Source organism: Thermotoga maritima MSB8, assembly GCF_000008545.1.
GTDB classification, from domain to species: Bacteria; Thermotogota; Thermotogae; order Thermotogales; family Thermotogaceae; genus Thermotoga; species Thermotoga maritima.
On sequence record NC_000853.1, the window covers coordinates 368,753 to 380,378 of the forward strand.

The 11,626-nt window shown below is 44.7% G+C and carries 12 protein-coding genes and 1 CRISPR repeat array; of the genes, 5 read left to right on the top strand and 7 right to left on the bottom strand.

The window, feature by feature from the left end; genetic code table 11:
- Positions 1-417: 417 nt before the first annotated feature.
- Positions 418-917: direct repeats of the CRISPR family, unit length 30 nt; unit sequence GTTTCAATAATTCCTTAGAGGTATGGAAAC.
- Positions 918-1,089: 172 nt separating this feature from the next.
- The 5 genes from TM_RS01790 to TM_RS01810 are packed head-to-tail and all read right to left on the bottom strand — an operon-like array spanning position 1,090 to position 6,260.
- A complete protein-coding gene (locus tag TM_RS01790) occupies positions 1,090-2,304 on the bottom strand; it encodes an ABC transporter permease (RefSeq protein ID WP_004083141.1) in 1,215 nt (404 codons plus the stop codon).
- On the bottom strand, positions 2,291-2,995 hold the full coding sequence (locus TM_RS01795) for an ABC transporter ATP-binding protein (protein ID WP_004083143.1): 705 nt from the start codon (positions 2,993-2,995) through the stop codon (positions 2,291-2,293). Before TM_RS01795 ends, TM_RS01790 begins: the two co-directional genes overlap by 14 nt.
- The gene (locus TM_RS01800) at positions 2,992-3,999 is read right to left on the bottom strand and encodes an efflux RND transporter periplasmic adaptor subunit (protein ID WP_004083145.1); all 1,008 of its coding nucleotides are present in this window, start codon (positions 3,997-3,999) and stop codon (positions 2,992-2,994) included. The genes TM_RS01795 and TM_RS01800 overlap by 4 nt, the downstream gene beginning before the upstream one ends.
- Positions 3,996-5,258, bottom strand: a complete 1,263-nt coding sequence (locus TM_RS01805) for a TolC family protein (protein ID WP_004083147.1) — start codon at positions 5,256-5,258, stop codon at positions 3,996-3,998. The genes TM_RS01800 and TM_RS01805 overlap by 4 nt, the downstream gene beginning before the upstream one ends.
- Positions 5,259-5,273: 15 nt before the next feature.
- Positions 5,274-6,260, bottom strand: coding sequence for a TolC family protein (locus TM_RS01810; RefSeq protein WP_004083154.1), 987 nt, complete (start codon positions 6,258-6,260; stop codon positions 5,274-5,276).
- Positions 6,261-6,427: 167 nt separating this feature from the next.
- Between TM_RS01810 and ilvA the strand changes: the two genes are divergently transcribed.
- The 3 genes from ilvA to TM_RS01825 are packed head-to-tail and all read left to right on the top strand — an operon-like array spanning position 6,428 to position 8,766.
- Positions 6,428-7,633 (top strand): threonine ammonia-lyase, encoded by a 1,206-nt coding sequence (ilvA, locus tag TM_RS01815; protein WP_004083156.1) that lies wholly within the window; start codon positions 6,428-6,430, stop codon positions 7,631-7,633.
- A 15-nt stretch (positions 7,634-7,648) separates the two neighbouring features.
- Positions 7,649-7,855 (top strand): hypothetical protein, encoded by a 207-nt coding sequence (locus tag TM_RS01820; protein WP_004083158.1) that lies wholly within the window; start codon positions 7,649-7,651, stop codon positions 7,853-7,855.
- A 2-nt stretch (positions 7,856-7,857) separates the two neighbouring features.
- A complete protein-coding gene (locus TM_RS01825; RefSeq protein WP_015646094.1) occupies positions 7,858-8,766 on the top strand; it encodes a diacylglycerol/lipid kinase family protein in 909 nt (302 codons plus the stop codon).
- A 13-nt stretch (positions 8,767-8,779) separates the two neighbouring features.
- Here the strand turns inward: TM_RS01825 and mds are convergent, their stop codons facing one another.
- On the bottom strand, positions 8,780-9,850 hold the full coding sequence (gene mds / locus TM_RS01830) for a GDP-mannose:di-myo-inositol-1,3'-phosphate beta-1,2-mannosyltransferase (protein WP_004083160.1): 1,071 nt from the start codon (positions 9,848-9,850) through the stop codon (positions 8,780-8,782).
- A gap of 187 nt (positions 9,851-10,037) precedes the next feature.
- Between mds and TM_RS01835 the strand changes: the two genes are divergently transcribed.
- A complete protein-coding gene (locus TM_RS01835) occupies positions 10,038-10,388 on the top strand; it encodes a MazG nucleotide pyrophosphohydrolase domain-containing protein (RefSeq protein WP_004083161.1) in 351 nt (116 codons plus the stop codon).
- Here TM_RS01835 and TM_RS01840 read toward each other — a convergent pair.
- On the bottom strand, positions 10,385-10,708 hold the full coding sequence (locus TM_RS01840) for a hypothetical protein (RefSeq protein WP_004083163.1): 324 nt from the start codon (positions 10,706-10,708) through the stop codon (positions 10,385-10,387). The genes TM_RS01835 and TM_RS01840 overlap by 4 nt on opposite strands.
- 53 nt (positions 10,709-10,761) lie before the next feature.
- Here TM_RS01840 and TM_RS01845 point away from each other — a divergent pair, with 53 nt between their 5' ends.
- The gene (locus TM_RS01845) at positions 10,762-11,625 is read left to right on the top strand and encodes a deoxyribonuclease IV (RefSeq protein WP_010865102.1); all 864 of its coding nucleotides are present in this window, start codon (positions 10,762-10,764) and stop codon (positions 11,623-11,625) included.
- The last annotated feature ends 1 nt before the right edge of the window (position 11,626 follow it).

The window sequence follows — 11,626 nt, forward strand, 5'->3', positions numbered from 1 at the left end:
CCTTTCTGGTACCGGAAGCTATGCGTTAAAAAGGGAATAATGAATGATATGAAGAGACAATATGAAGAGAATTTGTGGAGATAGATTACGTGTAAGTGCTTTGAATTCAAGGAGTCAATAGTTAACTTCTAACACATTGAGGAATCCCTTCTTTCATCTATTTGTGAAACATGGAACTAATCGATTTTTACCAGAAACACCCCAAAATGCCCTGACGTAGGTTGATATAATTTATCTTCTGTTTTTTGCTTGTGTTCTTTCATTGTTGAACTATGCAATTATTCCATTTTTCCAAACAGTACTTGAAGGTGCTCTCTTGTGTGTTAGAATGGTTTATGGAGAAAGAGAATATGGAAGTTCAAAAAACATCTTGCTTTCAGAGTGTGTTTGTGGTATAATTCCTTTTGAACTCAATGGGTTTCAATAATTCCTTAGAGGTATGGAAACAGACAATCGTGGATCAGGTCATCAATGCCCTGAATTAGTTTCAATAATTCCTTAGAGGTATGGAAACACTTGTGGAGATTGAGGAACATCTAGGAAAGAACATCGTTTCAATAATTCCTTAGAGGTATGGAAACAGCGATAACATTCAATCCTTCGACGAGGTACACCAAGTTTCAATAATTCCTTAGAGGTATGGAAACTAATCTTGTCTGTAGGATCCTCTGAAAACCCTCTCTGGTTTCAATAATTCCTTAGAGGTATGGAAACGTGGAAGAGTCCGCAGGAAAAGACAGCGCTGGGTAGGTAGTTTCAATAATTCCTTAGAGGTATGGAAACTAGGTGTCTGAAACCGAGTCAATCAGTGCATTGTCGAGTTTCAATAATTCCTTAGAGGTATGGAAACCAGGAGAGCCATTTTCTGAGTATTTCGCAAGGAAGATGTTTCAATAATTCCTTAGAGGTATGGAAACAGTGATCCTCGTGAATTGTGCTCCTTTTGATCGTCTCAATGCATCCTTAGAGGCACAGAAATCTCCTGAGTTTGCCTCAGTTCAAAAAGTCTCTCAGCGATTTTGATACAAAATAAAAAAATGCCCCTTTCGGGGCAAATGTTTGTTTTTATATTTACGCTATCCGGTTAAATTACTCGTACCTCAGGGCTTCTATCGGGCTCAACCTGGAGGCTCTGTACGCAGGATAGAATCCGAAGAACAATCCAACACTTGCTGAAACTCCAAACGCGATAATCACAGAAAACGGATCTACCACGGCTTTCAATCCGTACTGACTGCCAAAGGTGTTAACTATCGTGTTCGAACCCAGAATACCCAAAGCAACACCTATGGCACCAGCAACGAATGTGATCACAACGCTTTCCACAAGAAATTCCAGAAGAATCCTGAGTCTTGATGCTCCTATAGCCATCTTTATACCTATTTCCCTGGTTCTTTCAACAACGGAAACGAGCATGATGTTCATGATACCGATACCACCAACGATCAGCGACACAGCGGCAATTGCAACGAGAACAAGGTTGATGATAGACACACTCTCGGAGACCACATTCAAGATGGCTTGCTGACTGATGATGTTGTAGTAACTTTCTTCCTCGTGAAACTTTGTGTAGAGCAGGTGATCTATCTCCATGACTGCTCTTTGAGCAACGTCCGCAGATTTACTTGTTGCGAGTATCATGGAAACCTTTCCGTGTGTCTGGAAGACCCTGAATTTTCCCGTTTCATAGGGGATCAGAATCATGTTGTCTGGGTTGAACATGAGAATGCTACCGGTTCTTTCGAAGATTCCAATGATTTCAAAGACGAGTTTTCTATTTCCCTGAACGAGGTAAATCTTTTTGCCCACCGGGTTTTCGTTTCCAAACAGATTGTAAGCTACTTCCTGTCCAATTATTGCAACGTTGGCGGCGCTGTCCTCTTCTGAGAAGGTCCTTCCAGAAGAGACTTTCAAATTCAAAATGTGGAAGATATCAGGTGGTGCCGAGTACACGTTCGATCTGGTGTTCGTCTCTCTGTATTGAACAAGGAAACTTCCGCTCATAAGATCGATCGCTTTGTCAACACTTGGGCACATCTTCAGGATGTCTTCTACATCGTCTTCCTCGAGCGATTCCACCGACTGAGCGATCGTACCACCTCTTCCTCCAGCGAATCCAGGTGTGATCATGATAATGTTCGAGCCAAGAGAGGTGAGCCTCTCTGTCACGCTTTCCCTCATACCTGCCCCAAGAGACATCACCATGATAACGGCGGTCACTCCGATCACAATACCAAGCATCGATAGAAACGTTCTCATCTTGTTGGCCAGAAGTGATCTCAAAACCTCTTTAAGTATCTCCATACACAACACCTCGACGTTCTATACCTTCGATTCTTCCATCTCTGATTCTCACGATGCACGTTCCTTCATCCACCATTTCGAGGTTGTGAGTCACAACAACCAGTGTCTTTCCCATCTCGTGAAGTTTTCTGAACAGCTCCAGTATCTCTTCACCAGTTTTTGTGTCCAGATTTCCCGTTGGTTCGTCTGCGAGAATGAAGACAGGATCGTTTGCCAGAGCCCTCGCTATCGCAACTCTTTGTTGCTGACCTCCTGAAAGCTGATTCGGCCGGTGATGGAGTCTGTCTCCCAGACCGACCAATTCCAGAAGCTCTTTTGCCCTCCTTTTTCTCTCCTTCGCCGGTACACCCGCGTAGATCATTGGAAGCTCCACATTTTCCAAAGCGGTGAGACGGGGAAGAAGGTTGTAACTCTGAAAGACAAAGCCTATTTTCCTGTTTCTAACCTGCGCGAGCCTTCGATCACCCATCCTCGAAACCTCTTCTCCTTCTATGAGTACCTTTCCCTTTGTAGGACGATCGAGACATCCAAGAATGTGAAGAAGTGTAGATTTCCCACTTCCAGATGGTCCTATTATGATCACGTATTCTCCTTCGAACACCTCGAAAGAAACACCACGAAGAGCCTCAACCTTCACCTCACCCAGATCGTATATTTTCCACACATCGACGAGCTCCATCACCTTTTTCATCTTGCTCGTCCCCCTCCGGGACCGAACATCGGAAGACCTTGTCTTGTTCGAAGTCTCTGGATTTCCTGCTGTGACGGGATGAGAAGCAGGACGTCTCCTTCGGAAACACCCTTTTTGATTTCTATCTTATCGTTCAGCTCTTCACCCAACTCAACATACACCTTCTGAGGTCCCTGGGGTGTTTGTTTCATCACGTAGTAACCGTTTTGATCCTGCCTGACCGCTTCTTTTGGAATGAAGAAAGAACTTGTAGCTTCTTTGATAATTATTTCCACGTCGCACGTGAGACCGGGTATCACTAAGCTGGGAGGTGTCTGATCGAAAGAAAACTCCACCGGTATCACTGTAACTCCACCGGATGTTTCCGCAACGGGACTGATTCTTTTCACCTTTCCAGTCAGGGTGAGGCCAAGCTGTTCGAAGGTGAAAACAGCCTTCATTCCTTCTTTGACGTTCTTGAGGTCGTATTCACTGATGGAACCTTCTACTCTGAGGGTATCTGTTTCCACTATCGTGACTATGCTAGTACCAACCGATACTCTGTCTCCCACATCCACATTGACTGCTTGAACCACTCCACTCACAGGCGAAACCACTGTTGTGTTCTCCAGGTTCTCTTTTGCTTTTTCCAGGTTAAGACGGTTGATCTCGGTGGGAGAAGTTTTGTAGCTGTTGAGAGCTGAAAGATAACTGATTTGATAATCTGTGTCGTCTATCTTTGCTATTTTCTGACCTACCTGAACCACGTCTCCCTCTTCCACGTAGATTTCCAGAACGTCTCCAGATACTTTGGAAGTGACTTTCTTCGTATCGGCAGTGACTTGACCCACTATTTCTACGGTTTCGTTCTCTTTCGTTACGGTGTAGGTGAGAAAGACAGGAGCCTGTGTTGAAGTGGCGTCTTTTTCAGAAACGGTCTGGGCACTGGCTCTGTTCAAAAAGATCACAACAGCTACCAAAACCACCAGTACTGCTATGATCAGCAGGGTTATCCACTTTTTCAATTCTGATCACCTTCCTTGAGGAATTTCTCAAGATCGTATCCCAAGATGCTTATGTATTTCAGCTTTTCCAGAATCAATGAATTTTCCATATTTTCTTTCTCGAGAGTTCCTTCCGCGTAGTCGAGCTTCGAGAGAGCGTAGTCTTCTTCGCTCAGAAAGCCTTTATTGAAAAGCTGATCGCTTGTTTTAGAGCTTTCCTCCAGATCTTCCAGTTCGATTTCTTTTTGTTTCAGCTGGGACTCGAGATTGGCAATGTTGACAAGCTCCTGGTTCAACGAGTTTTCTATGTTTTTCACCTCTTCCTGATATTCCAGAGAAACCAACTGGGATTTCCTTTTCTCTGCTTCCAGTTTTCTTTCTCCAAAGTCCCAGAGCGTCATCTGAAAACCGATCCCGATCGACCACTCGCTATCTTCGAAGTCGTAGTTGAACGAAACTGTTAGATCCGGAAGATACGGAAGAAACCATGTTTTCTTTTCTATCTCTTCGGCTTTCTTTTGAAGCTCCAGAGCTTTCAGGTCTTCTCTGTACTCCAGAGTGGTGGCCGGCAGAGTGATACTTTCAAGGAGATTTCTTGTTTTCTGATACACTTCTTCGTCGATGTTTTTTGTTTGAATCGTCTGAAGCTTGTATTCTGCATTTCTCAGGGTTTGTTCAGTGGAGAGTATCTGCTTTTCCAGAGCTTTCTTTTCGTCGTCATCTTTTGCCTTGCTGAGTTTTTCGTTCAACACCTGAAGCCTCTGCGAGAGTATTTCGATCTTCTTTGTGTAGTAGTACCAGTCGAATATGTCCTGGACGGTCTGGATGAAAACACTGTTCTTTGTGGACTTTAAGGAATACTTGCTGGAAAGATAGCTTGACTCTGCCATCAATCTATCCACTGTGTATTCTGTTTTAAGCCCCCTTGACACACTCAGCTGTGTTCCTTCGAAGTTAAAAGACCAGTCGTCGGTGTTCACCGAGATCGGAAAAGAAAGTCCGAGCTCGAATCCGTAGATGTTTACAAAGTTGACAATTGGAGATATTGAGAAATCAGAAACACCATCCTCTGTTATGGTGATACCGGTCTTCCCCAATGAAACGGATATCTCAGGATTCCAGAAGTTCGTGTAACGTTTGTAGTTGAGCTGTGCTTCTTTGAACTTTTCCACACTTGACCAGTAACTGTACGAGTTTTCCAGGTTCTCTTTGAAAAGATCGAAGACGTTCCCCGCGAGGAAAACCGGAACAAGGAGAAAAACCAGAAAAAATCGTTTCATTTCCTACCACCTTCTTCAAAAGGAGACTTCTTTTCCAGCGTCTATCAGGAGGTTCACTATCGAAATGTAGTAGCTGCGCAGCGAATTGAGGTAATTCTTTTTGATGTTGAGAAGATTGATCTTCTGGGTGTTCAGTTCTTTCTTTGAGATCAGTCCCTTTTCGTATCTTTCCTGGTAATCTTTGAGGATGTTCTCGTTGAGCTCAATCTTCTCTTTCAGTACTTTCAGGTTCAAGAAGGCGATCTCCAGAGAGTCGAGAGTGCTCTTGTAGCTGTCTTTTGCTTCTTTCAAAGCTTCGTCGTAGTTCATCTTTGATTTCTTGTAATTCAGCTCCGCCTTTTTTTGTTCGTATTTTGAGGCGGAAGCGGAGAGGTTGTTGAGATCGTATTCAGCGATCTTCATGTTCAGCTCCGCGATCTTGACGGAAGAAAGATTGTCAAGGTATTCGTCTTCACCTACAAGGTTCTGATAATCGATGAGAGGAAGCTCTATTTCACTCACTTCCACGCTGAAGATCTCCTCGTAATCTTTTTGGGCTTCTTCAAGATCTTTCTGGGCGGAAAGGAGATTGTTGCTGGCTTCTTCGAGGGTGAGTTCGGAATCCTTCAGGTCGTTTTCGGAAATGAGATTCTTTTTGAAGAGCTCCTGACTGGTTTTGTAGTCTTCCTGGGCGTTTTCGAAGTTCAGCTGTGCGATTTCATAGGAAAGATCAGCGGTCAGGAGATTGAAAATCCTTCCAAGAACATCCTGATAAGCGGATTTCAGCGAATTTCTGTAGCTTTGAAGGTTGTTGTAGTAGCTGAGTTCCGCGGAGAGTTCTGATCTCTTGTTCGTTGCTTCGAGTTTTGCTTTTTCGTAGTCCATCGTCGCGGATTCCAAGCTGATCTGCGCGATTTGATAATCTGTACTGCTCGCAAGAGCGGTTTGAAGAACATCATTCAGAGAAACAGAAAAGCTCAGCACAGAAACGAGAGACAACAGCACCACGAGGAGATTTTTCATACGAATACCTCCTTTTTCAATTGTTTGACGATAAAATTCTATACTCTTCTTTGTGAAAAAAGTGTGAATTTCTCACATGCAAAATGAGGAAATCCTTCTTTCAAACGAGTTCAAGCCTGGAGTAAGATTAAAACTGTGGTTGCTCAGAAAACCGGGAGGTGTTTCTCGTGATCACACTCGAGGATATAAAAGAAGCCCAAAGAACATTGAAGAATGTGGTGCACAGGACAGCTCTTGCTTACAGCTCTGTTCTGAGCGAGGTAACCGGTGGAGAGATCTACCTGAAGATGGAAAATCTCCAGAAGACCGGTTCGTTCAAAATAAGGGGAGCGTACAACAAAATAGCTCACCTGAGCGAAGAAGAAAGAAAGAGAGGAGTCGTTGCCGCGTCCGCTGGAAACCACGCGCAGGGAGTGGCACTTGCTGCTCAAATCTTCGGTATTCCCGCTACCATTGTGATGCCGAGGTACGCCCCTCTTTCTAAAATCACCAAAACGAGGAATCTTGGAGCTCAGGTGATTCTTGAGGGGAACATTTTCGACGAGGCCTACGAGGCGGCTCTCAGAATACAGGAGAAAACAGGTGCGGTTTTTGTGCATCCCTTCAATGATCCTCATGTCATCGCCGGGCAGGGAACTATAGGGCTGGAAATAATGGAAGATCTTCCGGATGTGGAAGTGGTGGTGGTGCCCGTTGGTGGAGGTGGTTTGATTTCGGGAGTATCCGTTGCGATCAAATCGATGAATCCTGAGGTTAAAGTAATAGGCGTTCAAACGGAGAACATGCCTTCCATGATCGCTTCACTGAGAAGGGGCAGGGCAGAGCGGGTCGAAGGTAAACCCACACTTGCCGATGGAATAGCCGTGAAAAAGCCCGGTGACCTGACCTTCGAGCTGGTGAAGAAGTATGTCGATGAGATGGTCGCGGTGAACGAAGAAGAAATAGCGGATGCTATCCTTTTCCTTCTTGAGCAGGCAAAGGTGGTTGCTGAAGGTGCAGGAGCGGTGGGTGTAGCCGCTGTTTTGAACAAACTGGATGTGAAGGGAAAGAAGGTAGCGATCGTGATAAGCGGTGGTAACATAGATGTGAACATGATAGACAGAATCATAAACAAAGGGCTCGTGAAGAGCGGAAGGAAGGTGTTCATAGAAACGTTCGTGATGGACAGACCCGGTGCCCTGAAAGAGCTTCTCGGGATAGTGGCGGAACTCGGCGCAAACGTTCTTTCCGTTTTTCACAATCGCTCCGCAAAGGAAGTTCCCATTGGTTTTGCCAAAATAGAGCTCGAGCTTGAAACGGTCGATGAAAAACACGTCGAAGAGATAGAGAGGGTGTTGATCGCAAAGGGATACGAGGTGAGGATAGTCGGGTGAGATGGAGGTGAGACTTTGAGATTTGTATCGGATTTTCTGTTCTTTGCCGGTTTTGGACTTTTGTTCATCGCGATAGTGTTTTTCGATCTTGGAACACGTGCTATAAAGAAGAAGCAGAATCAAAAGAAAAAGTTCTACGATAAAAAAGGATGGCAGTTTCTCTCTGTGAGTCTTGGAGCCTTTGCTGTATCTATTCTGCTTGCTCTGATCGGAAGGGGATGAAAGTGGTATTCCTGATCTGCAATCCCGCTGCGGGTGGAGGAAGAGCTGGAAAAATCTGGAACAGAGTTGAAGATCTTCTGAAGAAACACGGGATAGATCACAAGTTTGCCTTCACAGAAAGGCCAGGTCACGCGATGGAGATTTCAAAGAAGGCTTTCAAAGAGGGATACAGAAGAATAGCAGCGTTCGGAGGAGATGGAACGGTAAATGAGATGGTAAACGGGATCTTTCTGAACGGATACGATTTAAGAGAAGTTGTCTTCGGATGGATACCGTTTGGAAGCGGCAAAGACTGGGCGAGAACGATCGGAGTTCCTCTCGAGATCGAAGAAGCGATCAAAATGCTGAAAGATGGAAAGGAATTCGTTCAGGATCTGGGAGTAGGTGAATACGAAAAAGCGAGCGGAGAGATAGAAAAGCGCGCGTTCGTGAATGTTGCAGGCCTTTTCTTCGACGGATTTGTGACCTACAGGACCAACCTTCTCAAGAGGAAGAACCGTGTTTCTTACTTCTCGAGGATTTTCTCCTCTATCATCGAATACGATCCCCCTACTGCCAGAATCCAGATCGATGAAAAGGTGTGGGAGAAGAGGGTTTTTTCCATGAACGTTGGGATCTGTAAATACAATGGAGGAGGCATGAACCAGCTTCCCCACGCTGTGCCAGACGACGGCCTTCTTGCTGTGACAGTGATAAACGACATAGGAAAATTGAGAATCCTGGCTAACCTGCACAGGGTGTTCAACGGAAAGCTATTGGAACATCCCGGGGTGGAGGGTTATCAGGCGAAAAAGGTGGTGGTGGAGTTTCAAAGAGATGAACCGGTGGAATTCGATGGTGAATCTTTCTGGGCCAAGAAGATTTTCTTTTCAATAATCCCCGGGGTTATAAGGGTGCTGGTGAAAAAATGAGGGGGCTGCCCCCTCATTTGGTGATGGTCTTTGCAAGATCCAGGAATTCCTGAGCGATCTTGTCACCGCCGTACTTTTCCACAAAAACCCTCACTTCTTTCTTGATATCCTCGACCAGCTCTCTGTCCAGCATCAAAAGCTCAAGCTTGTGAACCAGATCGTGAATATTTCTGTACTTCACGATGGGGCCGAATCCGTACACGTCGGTCTCTATGGTTTCAACGAATCTACTGTCTCTTATGACGATGGGGGTTTCACTCGCTATGATCTGATACAGGGTAGAAGACACAACAACGTTCGGAGTGTTTCCTTTTGGTAGAAGGTGTACGTTCGAGCCTTTCAGATAACTGTAGAGTTTTTCGACGGTTGGTCTTTTCTGCCACTGGGTGATCCACTCAGCCTCGTAATCCACCCTTCCATCTGACCTGATGATCCAGTAGTGAACGTTGTCGAATCTCTTTCTGAGTTTTTTCAGGGCGTTGAGGAAGTCACAGTATTCTTCGACGGGTTGTCTTCCAAACGAAAAGAACAGGAACTTGTCTTCACTGACGGGTCTTTCTGGTTCCGCATCGTAGGGTTTCATTACCGGGTAGCTGATCACTTCGACCTTTTCCCGGGGAATCTCGTAAAACTCCAGAATCTCATCGTAAAACCTTCTGTCGAAAACCACGATTTTATCGCAGGGCAGTTTCACCACTTCTCTTGCTTTGAAGATGTTTGCTTCATGGAAAACGGAAATAACCGGAATCTTCAGCTTTTCTATGAGCCTGGTGAGTGGTTTTACCGGAACTCTCCAGAAGGTTTCTATTATGAGCAGGTCCAGGTTTTCCTTTAAAATCTCTTCTTCTTTCACCCAGCCCTCCTCTGTTACGTTGTCCACTTCCGTGTAAATCTCTCTCTTCACGAACTCCGGATCCTGGGCTTCCGTTCTTTTGTAGTATTTAACTTCCTTGCTGGCACTCTCTTCTGTTGGTGCAAAGACCACAACTTCGTGTCCCATTCTGATGAACTCTCTTGCAAGTATCTCTGCGTGCATCCCCACACCGCACGTGGCACCCCATCTGCTGAGGAATCCGATTTTCATACTCTCACCTCCTTTTTGTGATGCAAATTTTAAGAACCTCTATAATATATTATAGAATTCATCGAATTTAGGAGCGTGATGAAATTGAAAGAAATTTCGAGCATGGAAACAAAAGAGCTGATTCTAAAAGCAAATAGAATGACGATGATGATATAAAACTCATTGAAGGATTGAGGGAGCTGATGGGATGGTAGAAAGACTTCTTGAAATCATCGAAAGAAGTTTGAGGAAGTGCCCCTGGTTAGAGAAACAGAGCATTGAAACTCTGCTTGAAGCACTCGCTTCTGAAATAGAAGAAGTCGCTGAAGCTGTGAAGAAAAACGACCTCGCAAATCTCGAGGAAGAGATAGGAGATCTCATCTACGACGCTCTTCTCGTGGCAGCAGTGGCACAGAGAGATTACGGAATAGACCTTGAAAGTGCTATTCAGAAGGTGGTGGAAAAGATCTCACACAGGAAACCCTGGCTGTTCTGGGAAGAAAAGATCTCCTTAGAAGAAGCGGAAAAAATATGGAAAGAGCGCAAAAAGAAAATTTAATCTTTCTTCTCCAAAGGAACCTCTCCAAAAAGCTTTGCAGGTATGAAATAAAGAGGTGATTTGAGTTTCCTGTTGAATTTCTCTACCTCAAAGTTGTAGTCTTCCCTGGCTTTTTCGAGGAGCTTCAGTATTTTTTCGTATTTTTCTTTGACAAAGTCATTTCCTGAGACGACTTCTCTTCTGAAGAGCTTCTCTCTTTCTTCTAACTCCAAAATCTCTCTTTCTATGTACGAGATGATCTTTCTGTGACGAACAAGAAACGCCCAGGTGTAAAATGAATATAGAGTGAATCCAAGAACAACAAGCGCAGTGATCCACACGATGTCACCCCCATGCACCGTTTCATTATATCACCGGGAAAGGGGTAAGAAGCATGATAAAAATAGGAGCTCACATGCCCATCTCGAAAGGATTTGACAGGGTACCACAAGACACAGTGAACATAGGGGGGAACTCCTTCCAGATATTTCCTCACAACGCTCGCTCCTGGAGTGCAAAACTCCCTTCTGACGAGGCCGCCACGAAATTCAAAAGGGAGATGAAAAAACACGGTATCGACTGGGAAAACGCGTTTTGTCACAGTGGATACCTCATAAATCTCGCCAGTCCAAAGGATGACATTTGGCAGAAATCTGTTGAACTTTTGAAAAAAGAAGTGGAAATTTGCAGAAAGCTGGGTATAAGGTATCTGAACATTCACCCCGGAAGCCACCTCGGAACTGGAGAGGAAGAGGGAATAGACAGAATAGTAAGAGGTCTGAACGAAGTGCTGAACAACACCGAAGGTGTGGTGATTCTTCTTGAAAACGTTTCTCAAAAAGGAGGAAATATCGGTTACAAATTGGAACAGCTGAAGAAGATCAGAGATCTCGTCGATCAAAGAGATCGTGTGGCCATCACCTACGATACGTGTCACGGGTTCGACTCTGGATACGACATCACAAAAAAGGAGGGTGTCGAAGCCCTTCTCAACGAGATAGAGAGCCTGTTCGGTCTGGAAAGACTCAAGATGATACACCTGAACGATTCTAAATACCCCCTCGGTGCGGCAAAAGACAGGCACGAAAGAATAGGAAGCGGATTCATAGGTGAAGAAGGTTTTGCCGTATTTTTCTCCTTCAAAGAGATCCAGGAAGTTCCATGGATCCTGGAAACCCCTGGTGGAAACGAAGAGCACGCGGAGGATATAAAGAAAGTGTTTGAGATCATAGAAAAATTCGGTATAGAGGTCGATTGAT

What these genes read in the sequence shown, in the direction of transcription:
- TM_RS01790 (WP_004083141.1), bottom strand. Translation starts at nt 2,304, where the DNA reads ATGGAGATACTTAAAGAGGTTTTGAGATCACTTCTGGCCAACAAGATG.
- TM_RS01795 (WP_004083143.1), bottom strand. Translation starts at nt 2,995, where the DNA reads ATGAAAAAGGTGATGGAGCTCGTCGATGTGTGGAAAATATACGATCTG.
- TM_RS01805 (WP_004083147.1), bottom strand. Translation starts at nt 5,258, where the DNA reads ATGAAACGATTTTTTCTGGTTTTTCTCCTTGTTCCGGTTTTCCTCGCG.
- TM_RS01810 (WP_004083154.1), bottom strand. Translation starts at nt 6,260, where the DNA reads ATGAAAAATCTCCTCGTGGTGCTGTTGTCTCTCGTTTCTGTGCTGAGC.
- mds (WP_004083160.1), bottom strand. Translation starts at nt 9,850, where the DNA reads ATGAAAATCGGATTCCTCAGCAGATGGGGTGCCACGTGCGGTGTGGGG.
- TM_RS01835 (WP_004083161.1), top strand. Translation starts at nt 10,038, where the DNA reads ATGGTAGAAAGACTTCTTGAAATCATCGAAAGAAGTTTGAGGAAGTGC.
- TM_RS01845 (WP_010865102.1), top strand. Translation starts at nt 10,762, where the DNA reads ATGATAAAAATAGGAGCTCACATGCCCATCTCGAAAGGATTTGACAGG.